The 16,740-nt window shown below is 56.8% G+C and carries 17 protein-coding genes and 3 tRNA genes; 11 read left to right on the forward strand and 9 right to left on the reverse strand.

The genetic code is table 11. The features are described from left to right. The 6 genes from ABK821_RS01340 to cobT all read left to right on the forward strand — a co-directional run bounded on the left by ABK821_RS01340 (position 1) and on the right by cobT (position 4,971). Positions 1-282: an energy-coupling factor ABC transporter substrate-binding protein gene (locus tag ABK821_RS01340; RefSeq protein ID WP_138360102.1), complete on the forward strand. Its 282-nt coding sequence runs from the start codon at positions 1-3 to the stop codon at positions 280-282. Continuing rightward, complete coding sequence (locus ABK821_RS01345) at positions 269-946, forward strand: energy-coupling factor ABC transporter transmembrane protein (protein ID WP_138360101.1); 678 nt, start codon at positions 269-271, stop codon at positions 944-946. The genes ABK821_RS01340 and ABK821_RS01345 overlap by 14 nt, the downstream gene beginning before the upstream one ends. Positions 947-954: 8 nt before the next feature. Continuing rightward, entirely contained in the window at positions 955-1,770 is an 816-nt protein-coding gene (locus ABK821_RS01350) for an energy-coupling factor ABC transporter ATP-binding protein (RefSeq protein ID WP_138360100.1), read from the forward strand. After that, entirely contained in the window at positions 1,767-3,290 is a 1,524-nt protein-coding gene (locus tag ABK821_RS01355; protein ID WP_343178353.1) for a cobyric acid synthase, read from the forward strand. Before ABK821_RS01350 ends, ABK821_RS01355 begins: the two co-directional genes overlap by 4 nt. Beyond that, positions 3,284-3,829, forward strand: coding sequence for a bifunctional adenosylcobinamide kinase/adenosylcobinamide-phosphate guanylyltransferase (gene cobU, locus ABK821_RS01360; RefSeq protein ID WP_308563174.1), 546 nt, complete (start codon positions 3,284-3,286; stop codon positions 3,827-3,829). Before ABK821_RS01355 ends, cobU begins: the two co-directional genes overlap by 7 nt. Positions 3,830-3,915: 86 nt before the next feature. Beyond that, positions 3,916-4,971, forward strand: coding sequence for a nicotinate-nucleotide--dimethylbenzimidazole phosphoribosyltransferase (cobT, locus tag ABK821_RS01365; protein ID WP_343178352.1), 1,056 nt, complete (start codon positions 3,916-3,918; stop codon positions 4,969-4,971). A 94-nt stretch (positions 4,972-5,065) separates the two neighbouring features. On the opposite strand, the gene ABK821_RS01370 is transcribed toward cobT, so the two are convergent. The 3 genes from ABK821_RS01370 to ABK821_RS01380 all read right to left on the reverse strand — a co-directional run bounded on the left by ABK821_RS01370 (position 5,066) and on the right by ABK821_RS01380 (position 5,365). Beyond that, positions 5,066-5,142 (reverse strand) — tRNA-Met (locus ABK821_RS01370). 35 nt (positions 5,143-5,177) lie between these two features. After that, positions 5,178-5,254 (reverse strand) — tRNA-Met (locus ABK821_RS01375). A gap of 34 nt (positions 5,255-5,288) precedes the next feature. Then, positions 5,289-5,365: transfer RNA gene (locus tag ABK821_RS01380), tRNA-Met, on the reverse strand. A 211-nt stretch (positions 5,366-5,576) separates the two neighbouring features. Here ABK821_RS01380 and mltA point away from each other — a divergent pair. Both mltA and tcdA read left to right on the forward strand, forming a co-directional pair. After that, positions 5,577-6,674: a murein transglycosylase A gene (gene mltA / locus ABK821_RS01385; protein WP_138360096.1), complete on the forward strand. Its 1,098-nt coding sequence runs from the start codon at positions 5,577-5,579 to the stop codon at positions 6,672-6,674. Positions 6,675-6,795: 121 nt separating this feature from the next. Further along, on the forward strand, positions 6,796-7,617 hold the full coding sequence (gene tcdA / locus ABK821_RS01390) for a tRNA cyclic N6-threonylcarbamoyladenosine(37) synthase TcdA (RefSeq protein WP_138360095.1): 822 nt from the start codon (positions 6,796-6,798) through the stop codon (positions 7,615-7,617). Positions 7,618-7,662: 45 nt separating this feature from the next. On the opposite strand, the gene csdE is transcribed toward tcdA, so the two are convergent. Together csdE and csdA are read right to left on the reverse strand one after the other, a co-directional pair. Continuing rightward, a complete protein-coding gene (gene csdE, locus ABK821_RS01395; RefSeq protein ID WP_138360094.1) occupies positions 7,663-8,094 on the reverse strand; it encodes a cysteine desulfurase sulfur acceptor subunit CsdE in 432 nt (143 codons plus the stop codon). After that, the gene (csdA, locus tag ABK821_RS01400; RefSeq protein ID WP_138360093.1) at positions 8,094-9,299 is read right to left on the reverse strand and encodes a cysteine desulfurase CsdA; all 1,206 of its coding nucleotides are present in this window, start codon (positions 9,297-9,299) and stop codon (positions 8,094-8,096) included. Before csdA ends, csdE begins: the two co-directional genes overlap by 1 nt. Before the next feature lie 432 nt (positions 9,300-9,731). Between csdA and gcvA the strand changes: the two genes are divergently transcribed. Genes gcvA through rlmM form a run of 3 tightly spaced genes read left to right on the forward strand, consistent with a single transcriptional unit; the run spans position 9,732 to position 12,157 of the window. Continuing rightward, on the forward strand, positions 9,732-10,649 hold the full coding sequence (gene gcvA, locus ABK821_RS01405) for a glycine cleavage system transcriptional regulator GcvA (protein ID WP_138360210.1): 918 nt from the start codon (positions 9,732-9,734) through the stop codon (positions 10,647-10,649). 19 nt (positions 10,650-10,668) lie between these two features. Further along, positions 10,669-11,064 carry a DUF423 domain-containing protein gene (locus tag ABK821_RS01410; RefSeq protein ID WP_138360092.1) on the forward strand — a complete coding sequence of 132 codons (396 nt, stop codon included), beginning with the start codon at positions 10,669-10,671 and terminating at the stop codon, positions 11,062-11,064. Continuing rightward, positions 11,057-12,157 carry a 23S rRNA (cytidine(2498)-2'-O)-methyltransferase RlmM gene (gene rlmM / locus ABK821_RS01415; RefSeq protein WP_138360091.1) on the forward strand — a complete coding sequence of 367 codons (1,101 nt, stop codon included), beginning with the start codon at positions 11,057-11,059 and terminating at the stop codon, positions 12,155-12,157. Before ABK821_RS01410 ends, rlmM begins: the two co-directional genes overlap by 8 nt. Before the next feature lie 63 nt (positions 12,158-12,220). Here rlmM and fucR read toward each other — a convergent pair whose 3' ends face one another. The 4 genes from fucR to fucI form a co-directional block, all read right to left on the reverse strand. After that, positions 12,221-12,931, reverse strand: coding sequence for an L-fucose operon activator (gene fucR / locus ABK821_RS01420; RefSeq protein WP_138360090.1), 711 nt, complete (start codon positions 12,929-12,931; stop codon positions 12,221-12,223). Positions 12,932-12,988: 57 nt separating this feature from the next. Beyond that, positions 12,989-13,411: an L-fucose mutarotase gene (gene fucU, locus ABK821_RS01425; RefSeq protein ID WP_142502545.1), complete on the reverse strand. Its 423-nt coding sequence runs from the start codon at positions 13,409-13,411 to the stop codon at positions 12,989-12,991. A gap of 1 nt (position 13,412) precedes the next feature. Next, a complete protein-coding gene (gene fucK, locus ABK821_RS01430; protein ID WP_138360088.1) occupies positions 13,413-14,831 on the reverse strand; it encodes an L-fuculokinase in 1,419 nt (472 codons plus the stop codon). 103 nt (positions 14,832-14,934) lie between these two features. After that, complete coding sequence (gene fucI / locus ABK821_RS01435; protein WP_308563191.1) at positions 14,935-16,710, reverse strand: L-fucose isomerase; 1,776 nt, start codon at positions 16,708-16,710, stop codon at positions 14,935-14,937. Positions 16,711-16,740 lie beyond the last annotated feature (30 nt).

Raw genomic sequence — 16,740 nt, forward strand, 5'->3', positions numbered from 1 at the left:
ATGAAAAAGATGCTGATATTGTTAGCTATGGTTGTGGCGCTGGTGATCCTGCCGTTCTTTATCGATCACGGCGGTGAATTTGGCGGTTCGGACGGCGAGGCGGAAAGTCAGATTCAGGTTGTCGCCCCACATTATAAACCATGGTTCCAGCCGCTGTACGAACCGGCGAGCGGGGAAATTGAAAGTCTGCTGTTTACACTACAGGGCTCCCTGGGCGCGGCGGTGATTTTCTATATTCTGGGCTACACCAAAGGCAGACAACGCCGTGATGACCGGGTTTGACCGACTCAGCTACCAGAGTCGCTGGTTTCATGTGGCGCCAGAGCGCAAGTTCCTGTTCTGGCTGCTGCTGATGGTACTGGCCTTTACGCTGCCCCCGCTGGGGCAGGGGATTGAGATGGCGCTGGTCGCCGGGCTGACCTGCTGGCTGCTGCGGGTCTCGCCGCGGCGCTGGTGTCGCTGGATGGCGCTGCCGTTTGGTTTCTTGCTGGTCGGCGTGTTGACCATTCTGTTTAGTTTCAGTCACGATCCGCACACGCTATTGCTTAGCCTCCCGCTGGGAAATTACTGGCTGGGTATCACGTCGGCGGGGCTGACCACCGCCAATGAGACCTTCTGGCGCAGCCTGGCGGCGCTGGCATCAACCTTCTGGCTGGTGCTGAATCTGCCGTTTCCGCAGCTTATTTTGCTGCTCAAGCGCGGCCGGGTACCGCGATTGCTCACCGAGCAGATCCTGCTGACCTGGCGCTTTATTTTTATTTTGTTAGACGAAGCGCTGGCGATTCACCGGGCGCAAACTTTGCGCTTTGGCTACCGTAGCGTGCCGCAAGGCTATCGTTCGCTGGCGATGCTGGTGGGGCTACTGTTTACCCGGGTGATGTTCCGCTACCAACAAATGAGCACCACGCTGGATATCAAACTGTATCAGGGGGATTTTCACCTCTAAGGATAAGTATGCTTGCCACGACCGATCTCTGGTTTAGCTATCAGGATGCGCCGGTGTTGAAGGGCCTGACGCTGGATTTTTCCCGCCATGCGGTGACCGGGCTGGTGGGGGCGAATGGCTGCGGAAAATCCACGCTGTTTATGAACCTGAGCGGCTTGCTGCGCCCGCAAAAAGGAGCGGTATTATGGCAGGGAAAGCCGCTGGATTACAGCAAGCGCGGCCTGCTGGCGCTGCGTCAGCAGGTGGCCACCGTTTTCCAGGACCCGGATCAGCAAATTTTTTATACCGATATCGACAGCGATATCGCCTTTAGCCTGCGTAACTTAGGCGTCGCGGAGGATGACATCGCCCGCCGGGTAGACGATGCGCTGACTCTTGTTGATGCTCAGGGCTTTCGCCAGCAGCCGATTCAGTGCCTGAGCCACGGGCAGAAAAAGCGCGTGGCGATAGCCGGGGCCCTGGTGCTGCAGGCGCGCTATTTACTACTGGATGAGCCAACGGCGGGTCTCGATCCTTCGGGGCGCGCGCAGATGATCGACATCATTAAGCGCATTGTCGATCAGGGTAATCACGTGGTGATCTCCAGCCACGATATCGATCTGATCTATGAGGTCAGCGATACGGTGTATGTTTTGCGTCGCGGTGAAGTGCTGGCGCACGGAGAGCCCGGCGAGGTATTTGCCCGCAGTGAGCTGATGGCGCAGGCCGGGCTGACCCAGCCGTGGCTGGTGAAGCTGCATGCGCAACTGGGGTTGCCGCTGTGTAAAACCGAAGAGGAGTTTTTTAAGCAGATGCGAAACCGCCCGATCAAGGAGGCGTTATGACGCTGGCAATTATGCTACAGGGCACCGCTTCCGACGTGGGTAAAAGCGTGCTGGTGGCGGGGCTGTGCCGTATTTTTTATCAGGACGGGCACCGTACTGCGCCGTTTAAATCGCAGAATATGGCGCTTAATTCAGGCATCACCCCGGATGGCAAAGAGATGGGGCGCGCGCAGATTTTTCAGGCAGAAGCTGCCGGGATCGCGCCGGATGTGCGTATGAACCCGGTGCTGCTGAAGCCGACCAGCGATCGTAAAGCGCAGGTGGTGCTCATGGGCAAGGTGGCGACCGATATGGACGCGGTGAGCTATCACGAATACAAGCCGCGCCTGCGCGAGCAGATCCTTTCAGTTTATAACAGCCTGGCCGCCGAGCATGATGTGCTGGTGCTGGAAGGTGCGGGTAGCCCGGCAGAGATCAATCTGCGCGATCGCGATATCGTCAATATGGGGATGGCCGAAATGGCGCAGTGCCCGGTGATCCTCGTGGCGGATATCGATCGCGGCGGCGTATTCGCCGCTATTTATGGCACTCTCGCGCTGCTGCATGAACATGAGCGTGCGCGGGTCAAAGGGGTGATTATTAATAAATTTCGCGGCGACGCGGCGCTGCTTCATTCGGGTATCGAGCAGATCGAAGCGCTGACCGGTGTCTCGGTGCTCGGCGTAATGCCGTGGCTGGATGTCGATCTCGAAGATGAGGATGGGGTGGCGCTGCAAAAAGGCAAATATCTGCGCACCGGCAGGCGTGATATTGACATTGCCGTGGTCCAGCTACCGCATATCTCCAATTTTACCGACTTCAACGCGCTGGCGGCGCAACCGGACGTACGTGTGCGTTATGTCCGTCATCCGCAGGAACTGGCGGATGCTGATCTGGTTATCCTGCCGGGCAGTAAAAATACGCTTGGCGATCTGGCCTGGCTGCGCGAAAGCGGTATGGCGCATGCGGTGCAGCAGGTTCAGCGTCAGGGAGTTCCGGTTCTGGGGATTTGCGGCGGTTATCAGATGCTTGGCGAAACCATAATTGATGAGGTGGAATCGGGGCTTGGCACACAGCCTGGGCTGGGATTGCTCAATACAGTGACCCACTTCGCACACCACAAAACCACTACCCAGGTAACGGCGACCATGGCGCCAGAACTGCCCGAATGGCTGGCGACAACGGCCGGTCTGTCCGTAAGCGGTTACGAAATCCATATGGGCGAGACCGAGCGGCATGACGGCAGCCGGGCGCTGGTGCATCTGCACAAGAATGGGATGACCGTGGCGGACGGCGCGGTCAGCGACGATGGCCTGGCGTTTGGCACCTATCTGCATGGCTTGTTTGACAGCGATGGGTTTACCCGCGCGCTGGTTAACGGCCTGCGCCAGCGGAAAGGGCTGGCCGCGCTGGATAGCGACGTTGAGTATGCGCACTACAAATCCCGGCAGTTCGATCTGCTGGCCGAGGCGATGCGCAAGCATATTGCTATCGAAAAAATTTACGTCATCATGCGCCAGCATCAGGAGCCGGTATGCTGACTTTAGTCACTGGAGGGGCGCGCAGCGGCAAAAGCCGCCACGCCGAAGCGCTGATCGCGCAGTCACCGCAGGTGTTATATATCGCCACGTCGCAGATTTTTGATGACGAAATGGCGGCGAGGATCCAGCATCACCGCGATGGTCGTCCCGCGCACTGGCGCACGGCAGAACGCTGGCAGCAGCTAGATGAGCTGATCACCGCGGATAACGATCCCGAAGAAGCTGTTTTGCTGGAATGCATCACCACGATGGTCACCAACCTGCTGTTCGCGCTGGGCGGCGACGATTCGCCTGACAACTGGGATTATGCCGCAATGGAGCGAGCTATTGACGGCGAAGTCGCGGTACTGATTGCTGCCTGTCAGCGCTGCCCGGCCCACGTGGTGCTGGTTACCAACGAAGTGGGGATGGGGATCGTGCCGGAAAACCGTCTGGCCCGGCATTTCCGCGATATCGCCGGGCGCGTCAATCAACGCCTCGCGGCGGCGGCGGATGAGGTCTGGCTGGTGGTGTCGGGCATCGGCGTCAAAATTAAGTAAATCAACCGCTCCGGCATCTCTTTATTATCGGGAAGCTATTTTCCTGCTGGTTCAGCCTTGAGCCAGCCAACATGACGAGAATTTCTATGCACAGCTTAACTGCATTACTGGGTGCGATCCCCGCGCCTGATGAAAACGCGATGGCGAGCGCCCGTCTGCATATCGATGGTCTGCTTAAGCCGCCCGGAAGCCTTGGTCGCCTTGAAGATCTCGCTATACAGCTGGCGGGGATGCCCGGCCTTGATGGCATACCGCAGGTGAAAAAGAAGGCGCTGTTGGTGATGTGCGCCGATCATGGCGTCTGGGATGAAGGGGTGGCGATTTCGCCTAAAGCGGTGACCGCTATTCAGGCCGCAAATATGACGCGAGGCAAGACCGGCGTTTGCGTGCTGGCCGCCCAGGCGGGGGCGAAGGTACATGTGATTGATGTCGGGATCGATGCTGAACCGATCCCTGGCGTTATCAACATGCGGGTAGCGCGCGGCTGCGGGAATATCGCCGTTGGCCCGGCAATGCGTCGCGGCCAGGCGGAAGAGCTGCTATTGGCGACGATGCTCTATACGCGCGAGCTGGCGCGGGACGGCGTGACCCTGTTTGGCGTCGGGGAGCTGGGAATGGCGAATACCACTCCGGCGGCGGCAATTGTCAGCGTCCTGACCGGCAGCGATGCGCAAGAGGTGGTGGGAATCGGTGCGAATTTGCCGTTGACCAGAATGAGCAACAAAGTAGCAGTGGTGCGCCGGGCTATCGCTGTCAATCAGCCCGATCCGCATGATGGCCTGGACGTTCTGGCGAAAGTGGGCGGTTTCGATCTTCTGGGGATGGCGGGTGTGATGCTGGGGGCGGCTTCCTGCGGGCTGCCGGTAGTGCTGGATGGCTTTTTGTCCTACGCGGCGGCGCTGGCGGCGTGCCAAATTGCACCGGAACTGAAACCCTATCTTATCCCTTCGCACTATTCGGCGGAGAAGGGAGCGCGTACGGCGCTGATGCACCTGGAGCTGGAACCGTATCTCAATATGGGAATGCGTCTGGGCGAGGGGAGCGGCGCGGCGCTGGCGATGCCGATCGTCGAGGCGGCCTGTGCGATATACCATGAGATGGGAATGCTGGCGGAGAGTAATATTGTATTGCCGCAGGGCTGAGAGGGGCGGGAGCGGCGGAAACCGTTCCCGGAGATATAGTGTGATTTTGCACAGTGCAGAAACAAAAAAACACCCTTAAGGGTGCTTGTAATGTTGGTTGCGGGGGCCGGATTTGAACCGACGACCTTCGGGTTATGAGCCCGACGAGCTACCAGGCTGCTCCACCCCGCGTCACCGTACTGCTTTTTACTTCATCAAATTTTGATTGGTTGCGGGGGCCGGATTTGAACCGACGACCTTCGGGTTATGAGCCCGACGAGCTACCAGGCTGCTCCACCCCGCGTCACCGTACTGCTTTTACTTCATCACATTTTAATTGGTTGCGGGGGCCAGATTTGAACTGACGACCTTCGGGTTATGAGCCCGACGAGCTACCAGGCTGCTCCACCCCGCGTCCGTGGATGCGCACTATACTCTGCTAACGTTTTGATGCAACCTTTTTTCATATAAATCGCCAATTTTGTAAAAAATGGTGCATATAGAATCACTTCCCGTCCGTTTTTTGAACAAAGCGGCCTTTGCCGTGCGTAAGCGCATTTCATTAGCCCTGACGGTTTGTTATCTTCATCACGCACCCGGACTCAGTAGAATAAAGAAGAGATACCATGAAAGGACGTTGGGCAAGATACGTAGTAACAGGCGCGATGCTGGCAATGCTTGCCGCCTGTTCCTCAAAACCGACCGATCGCGGTCAGCAGTATAATGAAGGTAAATTCACCCAGCCGTTTTCATTAGTTAATCAACCTGATGCGGTAGGTTCGCCGATTAATGCCGGCGATTTTTCCGAGCAGGTGAGACAGATTCGTAGCGCTTCTCCGCGCCTGTATACCAGTCAAAGCAACGTTTATCATGCGATTGAGGAGTGGCTGCGTTCCGGCGGTGACACCCGTACGCTGCGCCAGTTTGGTATTGACGCCTGGCAGATGCAGGGGGCGGATAACTACGGCAACGTCCAGTTTACCGGTTACTACACGCCGGTGGTGCAGGCGCGTCACACGCGCCAGGGCGAGTTCCAGTACCCTATTTATCGTATGCCGCCTAAACGCGGTAAGCTGCCGTCCCGCGCCAGTATCTATGCCGGTGCGCTGAGCGACAAATATGTTATCGCCTGGAGTAATTCGCTGATGGACAACTTTATTATGGATGTCCAGGGTAGCGGCTATATTGATTTTGGCGATGGTTCGCCGCTGAACTTCTTTAGCTATGCCGGGAAAAACGGTTGGCCATATTACAGCATCGGAAAAGTGCTTATCGATCGTGGTGAAGTGAAGCGTGAAGATATGTCGATGCAGGCGATCCGCGAATGGGGCGAAAGGCACAGCGAGGCGGAGGTTCGTGAACTGCTGGAGCAGAACCCGTCCTTCGTCTTCTTTAAGCCGCAATCTTTTGCGCCGGTGAAAGGTGCCAGCGCGGTACCGCTGATTGGTCGCGCGTCGGTGGCATCCGATCGCTCTATTATTCCTGCCGGTACAACCCTGCTGGCGGAAGTTCCGTTGCTGGATAATAACGGCAAGTTTAACGGGCAGTACGAACTGCGTTTAATGGTTGCCCTGGATGTCGGTGGCGCGATTAAGGGTCAGCACTTTGATATTTACCAGGGAATTGGCCCGGATGCAGGGCATCGTGCCGGTTGGTATAATCACTATGGTCGCGTGTGGGTGCTGAAAAACGCGCCGGGCGCAGGCAACGTATTTAGCGGTTAAGGCGCGGATGTCTGATTGTTTGTCTCCCGGACTGGCGTAACGTGGCGTCTCCGGGAGTGTCCGACAGTCGCGGAGGCACGACGGGGCATGCGCTGGCAGGCCCATTATATTCTGAGGTTTTATGTCTGTTGTAATCAGCGATGGCTGGCGCCAGCGTTTTGGCGGTACGGCGCGTTTATACGGTGAAAAGGCGCTGCAATGTTTTGCCGATGCGCATGTCTGCGTGGTGGGGATCGGCGGCGTCGGTTCCTGGGCGGCGGAAGCGCTGGCGAGAACCGGAATTGGCGCGATTACGCTTATTGATATGGATGATGTCTGCGTCACCAATACCAACCGCCAGATCCACGCCCTGGGTGGCAATGTCGGTCTGGCGAAGGCGGAGGTGATGGCTGAACGCATTCGCCTGATCAACCCGGAGTGTCGGGTCACGGTGGTGGATGATTTTGTCACGGCGGAAAACGTCGCTGAGTATCTCGGCGGCGACTTCAGCTATGTGATCGATGCCATCGACAGCGTGCGCCCGAAAGCGGCCTTAATCGCCTGGTGCCGTCGTAATAAAGTCCCGCTGGTGACGACCGGCGGCGCGGGCGGGCAAATCGATCCGACGCAAATTCAGGTCGCGGATCTGGCGAAAACCATTCAGGATCCGCTGGCGGCAAAGCTGCGCGAGCGGCTGAAGAGCCAGTTTGGGGTGGTGAAGAACAGTAAAGGTAAACTCGGCGTGGATTGCGTCTTTTCTACCGAAGCGCTGGTTTATCCGCAGGCGGACGGCAGCGTTTGTGCGATGAAAAGCACCGCTGAAGGCCCGAAACGGATGGATTGCGCGTCTGGATTTGGCGCGGCGACGATGGTGACCGCCACCTTTGGGTTTGTCGCGGTCTCCCATGCGTTGAAAAAAATGCTGGCGAAAGCGGCCCGTCAGGCCACAGTTTCGGCAAGGTAACGTCCCCGGAGACGGCGCTGTAAGCAATCGCCGACTGGGCCTGGATTAAACCTCGCGGGCGGCGGCGAGCACCGCTTCGTTCAGCGCGCTCAGCCCCTGGCTGCGTGAGGCGCTTAGCTGGCCGCGCAGCCCCAGCTCATCAAATAGCGCCAGCGGGTCCCGCGCCAGCAGTTCATCGGCGCTTTTCCCCTCGATAGCGGTCAGTAATACCGCCAGCATGCCGCGCACAATGCGGCCTTCGCTATCGCCGAAGAAATGGAGTTCACCATTTTCATCAACGCGATAGCCCAGCCAGACGCGGTTTTCGCAACCGGCGATCTCTTTAGCCTGCGCTTTCAGATGCGCCGGGAGAGCAGGGAGCCGCTTACCCAATAAAATCAGCTGGCGATATTTATCTTCCCACTGGGTGAGAGGGGTAAACGTCTGGCGTAAAGTCTCTTCGGTAATTTCACGGCCAAAAGGGTGAGGAGTCGTCATTAATCCACCAGTATTTGCAGAGCGTGGTCCACAGCGCGCACCAGCGCATAAACATCGTCTTGCGTATTATAAGGCGCGAACGAGGCGCGCAGGGTGCCGCTGACGCCAAGCGCCGCCAGCAGCGGCTGGGCGCAGTGCTGTCCGGCGCGTAGCGCGATGCCGGATTCCGCCAGCAGCGTCACCATATCGCTATGGTGGACGTCGTCGAAATCAAACGCCAGCAGGCTTGAGTCCTGGCAGCGGAAAGATCGAAAGCCCGGGCGTTTCGCCAGTTCCTCTTCCGCCAGCGTCGCCAGCCCGCGGCTCCAGTTTTCCGCCTGTGCGATGTCCGTTTCCTCCAGCCACTCCAGCGCCGCGCTCAGGCCAATCACCCCGGCGATATTGGGGGTTCCGGCTTCGAAGCGCCAGGGCGCAGACTGGGTTTTGAAACCATCAAAGGTGACTTCGGTAATCATTTTCCCGCCGCCGAGCCACGGCGACATTTTTGCCAGCAGTTTGCTTTTGCCATACAGCGCGCCAATGCCCGTCGGCCCATAGAGTTTATGGCCGGAGAAGGCATAAAAGTCGATATCCAGCGCCTGCACGTCCGCCGGAAAATGCACCGCGCCCTGGGCGCCGTCAACCATCACCACCATCCCGGCATCGTGAGCCAGACGAATCGCCCGAGCCAGATCCGGGCAGCCGCCGGTGACGTTGGACATCTGACCAATCGCCAGTACCCGACTGTGCGGGGTGATAAGCGAACCCAGACTGGCGATATCCGGCAGACGATTGGCCCCCAGCGGCAGTTTCACCACCCGTGCCCCGGTTTGCTCCGCGACCATCAGCCACGGAACCAGATTGGCGTGATGTTCCGCTTCACTGACGATAATTTCATCCCCCGGTTGCAGGCGCGGGCGCACATAGCTTTGTGCCACCATATTAATGGCTTCCGTCGTGCCGCGCGTCCAGACGATATCGTTGCCGGAGGGGGCGTTGAGCAACGCCGCCACACGCTCGCGGGCGTTTTCATAGCGTTCAGTCAGTTGCCTGGCTGCGGCGAACTGGCTGCGGTGGACGTTACCGGCGCTAAGGCGATAGAACTGGTCGCTGGCCTCAATGACCGCCAGCGGTTTGAGCGCCGTCGCCGCGCTATCAAGATAGACGCCAGCATCGGCCAGCGCCGGAAACTGGGCGCGAAATTGGACGGGATTGAATGCGTTCATGAAATTCCTCGTATCGATAGCCGGATCGTCGCGCAATTTTCTTGTCAGAGCAAGGCTGCTAGCGGTATGTCAGGGTGAGGAGGATAATTTTGCGGCAAAAAAAAGCACCGCATATTGCGGTGCTACATTAAATCACTATGGACAGACAGGGTAAATGTACAGGAAGTGAAAAAGGTAGCTTTGCTACCATGGCCCGAAATCAAGGACCAATTGCAAACACAACAACACAACATCACAACCGTAAGCCAAAAGCTTGTTGGAACACGCATTCCAAAAAAAGCTTTTCGTTCCGGCTCAGGAAGTGTCGCCACTATAGGTATTTGCTGGTATAAGCTCAACGGACAAATTATAATAGCTCAGATAAAAAAAACTAATAGGTTAAATGCTGTTTCCTGTTTGTTAAATCACGTTAACATCTGCGCCAGAATAACTATGTCAAAGCGTTTGCCACCACTGAATGCATTACGTGTTTTTGATGCCGCCGCACGTCATCTTAGCTTCACTCGCGCTGCTGATGAACTGTTCGTGACCCAGGCTGCAGTCAGTCATCAAATCAAGTCTCTTGAGGATTTTCTCGGCCTTAAGCTGTTTCGTCGACGCAACCGTTCTCTGCTTTTGACAGAAGAGGGACAAAGTTATTTTCTGGATATTAAAGAAATTTTTTCTCAGCTCACCGAGGCGACCCGTAAGCTGCAGGCAAGAAGCGCAAAAGGGGCGTTAACCGTCAGTATGCTCCCCAGTTTTGCCATTCAGTGGCTGGTGCCGAGGCTGGCCAGCTTTAACTCAGCTTATCCGGGAATTGACGTCAGAATTCAGGCTGTGGATCGTCAGGAGGAGAAGCTGGCCGATGATGTGGATGTGGCGATCTTCTATGGTCGCGGCAACTGGCCGGGGCTGCGTGTGGAAAAATTGTACGCCGAATATTTGCTCCCGGTCTGCTCGCCGTTATTACTTACCGGCGATAACGCGTTGAAAACGCCTGCCGATCTGGCGCAACATACGCTGTTACATGATGCCTCCCGCCGCGACTGGCAAACTTATACCCGTCAGTTGGGTCTAAACCATATTAATGTTCAGCAGGGGCCGATTTTTAGCCACAGCGCAATGGTGCTGCAGGCGGCAATCCACGGGCAGGGGGTCGCTCTGGCTAATAACGTGATGGCGCAGTCCGAGATTGAGGCAGGCCGTTTGGTCTGCCCATTTAATGATGTTCTGGTCAGTAAAAATGCGTTTTATCTCGTTTGTCATGACAGTCAGGCTGAATTGGGTAAAATCGCCGCCTTTCGACAGTGGATACTGGCAAAAGCAGCGAGTGAACAAGAAAAGTTTCGCTTCCGTTATGAACAATAAATCATTGTAGGATACTCACATGACCAGCCGTTTTATGCTGATATTCACCGCGATAAGCGGTTTTATCTTTGTGGCTCTGGGCGCTTTTGGTGCGCATGTATTAAGTAAAACGTTGGGCGTTGCGGAGATGGGCTGGTTACACACCGGTCTGCAGTATCAGGCCGTCCACACGCTGGCGATTTTTGGCCTGGCGGTGGCGATGCAGCGTCGAATCAGCATCTGGTTTTACTGGAGCAGCGTCTTTATGGCGCTCGGTATCGTTCTTTTTAGCGGCAGTCTGTATTGTCTGGCGCTATCCCATTTACGCCTGTGGGCGTTCGTTACGCCGGTCGGCGGCGTCTGCTTTCTGGCCGGTTGGGTATTAATGTTAATTGGTGCAATTCGTCTGAAACGTAAGGGCGTTGTTCATGAATAAAGTTGTTCTCTATTGTCGCCCTGGGTTTGAGAAAGAGTGCGCAGCGGAAATTACCGATAAAGCCTCCCGTCTTGAGATCTTTGGTTTTGCCCGAGTTAAAGAGGACTCCGGCTACGTGATTTTTGAGTGTTATCAGGCGGAAGACGGCGAAAAGCTGGTGCGCGAACTGCCGTTCAGCTCGCTGGTGTTTGCTCGCCAGATGTTTGTGGCCGGTGAACTGCTGCGCGACCTGCCGCCGGAGGATCGCATTACGCCGATTGTCGGGATGCTACAGGGCGTTGTGGAAAAAGGCGGCGAGCTGCGGGTTGAAGTGGCCGATACCAACGAAAGCAAAGAACTGATGAAGTTTTGCCGTAAATTTACGGTACCGTTGCGTGCGGCACTGCGCGACGCGGGCGTACTGACCAATTATGAAACGCCGAAGCGCCCGGTGGTGCATGTGTTCTTTATCGCTCCCGGCTGTTGCTACGCGGGTTACTCCTTATCTCATAACAACTCGCCGTTCTATATGGGCATTCCACGCCTTAAGTTCCCGGCCGATGCGCCAAGTCGCTCAACCCTGAAGCTGGAAGAGGCGTTTCACGTTTTTATTCCGGCGGATGAGTGGGATGAGCGTCTGGCGAACGGCATGTACGCCGTGGATTTAGGCGCCTGCCCCGGCGGCTGGACTTATCAACTGGTGCAACGCAATATGTGGGTTTCTTCGGTGGATAACGGCCCGATGGCGCAAAGCCTGATGGATACCGGGCAGGTGACCTGGCTACGTGAAGATGGCTTCAGGTATCGCCCGAATCGTAACAACATTTCGTGGATGGTCTGCGATATGGTGGAGAAACCCGCGAAAGTGGCGGCATTGATGGCGCAGTGGCTGGTGAACGGCTGGTGTCGTGAAACGATCTTTAACCTTAAGCTGCCGATGAAAAAACGTTATGAAGAGTTGTCGCGCAATCTGGCTTATATTCAGGAGCAGCTGGACGAGCACGGTATCAACGCGCAAATTCAGGCGCGTCAGTTGTATCACGATCGTGAAGAGGTGACGGTTCACGTACGCCGCCTGTGGGCGGCTGTTGGCGGTCGTCGCGACGAGCGATAGGGCGATTGCAGGCTGGATAACGCGTCACGACGCATCCAGCCTGCAATAAGTCGCCATCAGCCGTTATGACTGTGATACGTCCGAAACGATATACGTCACGTCATCGAGGTGTCCGATTCGCGCCTCTCCTGAACGGTTAAATTTGCTCTTATCAATCAGCAACAATGATTGCGAAGCGCGCTTCAACAGCAGCGATTTGAAGTCGGCGTTCACCGCATTTGAGTCCCATAGCGCCCCGTCGCTGTCGATACCTTCGCAAGAAAAAATGAACAGGTCGATCTCCAGCGATTTGAGTTGCGAGATAAGCGATGCGCTGACGTAACAGCCATATTTACGTTGTAGCGTACCGCCGGAGCAGGTCAGTTGAATGTGTTCGCGCTTGCTCAATTCCTGACAAATCGGTTGGCTGTTGGTAAAAACATGCAGATCGATATCAGGCAACTGGCGGGCCAGGTACCAGCAGGTTGAACTGGCATCAAGGGCGATCACCATCCCGGCGTCTATCCAGGCAAGGGATTCACGAGCGATATCGGCTTTGTGGGCATAGTGGCTTTTTAGACGGATGTGAAAAGGGTCGCCGCTGTCCTGGTTTTGTCGGTGAATCACTTTTGCCCGCCCGTGGTTACGCAGCACTTTCCCCTGGGACTGGAGTTCGCTGAGGTCACGGCGAATGGTTTCTTTGCTGACATCAAGCTGCAGCGATAAGGCTTCGGTGGTCAGACTGTTATGCTTAAGGAGCAGGTCTACTATCGCTTGCTGGCGTGCCGCTTTCATTTTTCTCACCCTGGTGTTCGATGAGCGCCCGCATCAGACGGGCGCTGCGGAATGAGATTACGGCGTTACCCCTTTTTTTAAAAGAATATTTCCGTACTTCGCGCACTCTCCTGTGATAACGATCGCAAAGGCTTTTTGCGCGCGTTCGTAGAAAGCAAAGCGGTCAATACGGACGATCGCCGGACAGGGGCCGGGGCCTGAAAGCGCTTCACGGTAACGGTGCTCGACCTGTGGGTCGAGCGTATCACCTTCCACGGGGGCCATCATCACCAGCGGTGGGGCATAGCTATCTAACTCAAACAGCGGAATAATTGCCTGTAGCAGGTCGCTGACCAGCAGGCCATCGGCTCGAATCACCTGCGGCCCCATGCTGTGCGCCGGGAAGTGGGCATCGGAAAAAATAATCTCATCCCCGTGCCCCATTTCAGCCAGCACTTTCAGTAACTCAGGGGATATTAATGGCGAAATAGTCTTTAGCATCTCACACTCCCTCAATAAATTCGGGTTCAGTTTGTGGCCAGAAATAGCGGTATTGATAGTTCACCTGGGCTCTGGCCTGTTCCGGGCTGGTAAATTCACCGACGCCATACCAGCCGAACATGGCGGCGCCAGCGACGGTAGTTTCAGCGTCATCCAGTACTTTTACCGGAATATCAAGCATATTGGCTTTGATCTGATTCCACAGCGCGTTGCGGCTGCCGCCGCCAACCAGCAGCAGTTCTGCGGCTTTAAAGTGGCCAATTTTTTGTAGCGTTTGCAGATTTCGCGCCAGTTGTTCGGTTAATCCTTCCAGCGCGGCGCGATAGAAATGACCACGAGTGGTATTAAGCGTTACACCCTGCCAGCCGGCATTTTGGCTGGCGAGCAGGTCGCAGTGCATCGTCACCCCTTCCGCGCCAGCGGGAATGAGGCGCGCTTCTTCTATCAGCGTCTGCCACGGCGTTTCTGGCGTCCAGAGCAGTTTGCGTACCCATTCAAGCACGCCGGATGCCAGCCATTGCATACCCGGATTATACAACCCTGACTGGCTATCCAGTTCACAGGTTGAACCGGCATAATGGCTGAGCAGCGGCGTGTTCACCTGCGCGCTGCGTACCATCAGTATTTCCCACGTACCGGACGAGAGTACCGGTTCATCCTGTTCTGCGCCGGCGCCAAAGAGGGCAAACTGCGTGTCATGCCCGGCGGAGATCACCGGAATACCCGCCTCAAGCCCAAGCAGGTTTGCAGCGTTGTTCTGCAGCGTGCCAATCTGTTCGCCCGCTTCAACTAACCGTGGAAACAGACGGCGGGGTAACCCTGTGGCCTGTAAAATCTCCGGGCTGAAATCCCGCTGCTGGATATCCAGCATCTGGCTGGTGCCCGCCATAGTGATATCCGTGGTGAACTCGCCGGTTAAGCGGTGGTTGAGCAGCGAGGAAATAAACAACCAGGCGTGCGCCTGTGTGAGCAACTGCGGGTGGTTCTCTTTCAGCCACACCAGTTTATATAGCGTATTAAAGGCAAATGCGCCGACGCCGGAGATTGCCTGCAACTGCTGCGGCGACATAAAACGGCTGATGCTCTCCATTACCGCTGCGGTACGCGGGCATTTCCAACTGATGACCGGATAGAGTAACTGACCCTGTTCATCGACCAGCGCGCCGTCTACGCCGAAGGTGGTCACGGTGATGCCGCGAACCCGACAGGATGACAATTCTCCGCGGATCTGCTGACAGCACTCAGCGAAGCGTTGCAGGATGGCTTCCAGAGACCATTGATGCCAGGCACTGTTTTCTACCGCCATATCGCTGGCATTAGCCGTTGCGGCGCGGGCGACAATGTTTCCCTGTCGGTCAACGGCAATCGCGCGTACGTTAGTGGCGCCGCAGTCGAGAACCAGAATGACGTCTTGTTTCATAGTAGCTCCGAAACGTTGCCGGATGGCGCTTTGCTGATCCGGCCTGCAAAATGCGAAATTGTAGGCCCGGTAAGCTTACGCCACCGGGCAAAGAAGTGACGCATTAACGTTTGTACAGCGGCCCGTAGTTCTGGCAGGCGCGATAATCCTGGCCTTCACTGTCCATACCGTGCGCAGCCCAGGCGGAAGGACGGTAGATTTTCGCCTCGTCCACGTTGTGCATACAGACCGGAATACGCAGCATGGCGGCGAGCGTGATGAAGTCAGCGCCGACGTGGCCGATGGTCAGTACGCCGTGGTTCGCGCCCCAGTTCGCCATCACCGAGTAGACGTCGGTGAACGGGCCTTTACCGGTAAGACGCGGCGCAAACCAGGTGGTCGGCCAGGTCGAGTTGGTGCGGGCGTCGAGCTGATCGTGCATCTCCTTCGGCAGTTCCACGCTCCAGCCTTCAGCGATTTGCAGTACCGGCCCCAGACCCTTGATGATGTTCACGCGGGTCATGGTGAACGGCACGCCGCCTTCGGTCAGGAAGCGAGAGGAGTAGCCGCCGCCACGGAAGTATTCGTGGATCGCCGGGCACCATTCGGTAGCGGCCAGGCAGGCGTCCGCTTCCTGTTGGCTGATTTCCCAGTGCGGCTTCATGGTCGGTTTGCCTTCGCTATCGCGCTGCTTGCAGGCGCCGTCCAGCGCCGCAGAGCCGGAGTTGATCAGGTGAATGATACCGTGCTCCGCAAGGCCGGTGAGCGGCTGGCCTGTGACGCGCTCTACCGCTTCCGGCGACCAGTAGGTCCGCACGTCGGCAAAGATCTGCGCGGTGCCGGTGAGCTGGTGGCCCAGCAGCATCGCGACGCCGTTGAGGCTGTCGTTTTCGGTCGCGACGACAAACGGTTCGCGCACGCCGTTCCAGTCAAAGGAGCTGTTCAGCAGCGCTTCGGCGGTGTCGCCGTTCGGGTATTGATCGGTCCAGTGGCGCTGGCCCTGGAAGCCTGCCGCAATGGCGTTATATCCCAGCGACTCTTCCACCAGCCCTTTTTCCGCCAGCTTGTTGTTGCCCTGCATCATGTCGCGAATGCACATCGCCATCAGCAGGCCCTCTTTCAGCACCGCGCGGCTCTGTTCTTCATTGCGTTTGTACTGCTGCGCGTTCTGATCCTCGCCATAGCGGAAGTTTTTATCCGCCCACGCCAGCGCCATCTCCAGCTCGGCTTCGTCATAGATTTTCTGGTCGATGCGACGGCGCAGCTCGGTCATGTCCACCGCCTGCACTTTCATCCCCAGCCAGGACTCAAAGAAGTTATGATCGACGATGGAGCCGGCAATCCCCATTGAGACGCCGCCCACAGAGAGGTAGCTTTTGCCTTTCATGCTGGCAACCGCCAGACCTGCGCGCGCAAAGCGCAACAGTTTTTCTTCAACGTCGGCAGGGATCGAGGTGTCGTCGGCATCCTGTACGTTATGGCCATAAATAGAGAATGCCGGAATGCCTTTCTGGCTGTGCGCGGCCAGCGCTGCTGCAAGGTACACCGCGCCAGGACGTTCGGTGCCGTTAAATCCCCAGATGGCTTTCGGGCGCATTGGGTCCATATCGATGGTTTCGCTGCCGTAGCACCAGCAGGGGGTGACGGTAATGGTGACGCCAACATTCTGGCTGCTGAATTTCTCTTCACAGGCGGCAGATTCCGCCATTCCGGCAATGCAGGTATCCGCAATCACGCACTCAATCTGTGCGCCGCAGGCATGGCGCAGTTTCTCTGTGATCAGCGCGGCGGTGGCTTTCGCCATATTCATGGTTTGTTCTTCCAGCGACTCGCGTACCCCCATGCGACGTCCATCAATAACCGGGCGAATGCCAATTTTCGGTAAGCTGATTTTTTTCATTACAGGTTCCTTACGTTATTCGGAAAAATG

The sequence above is a fragment of the Klebsiella sp. KE9456 genome (assembly GCF_043832615.1).
GTDB classification, from domain to species: Bacteria; Pseudomonadota; Gammaproteobacteria; order Enterobacterales; family Enterobacteriaceae; genus Klebsiella; species Klebsiella indica.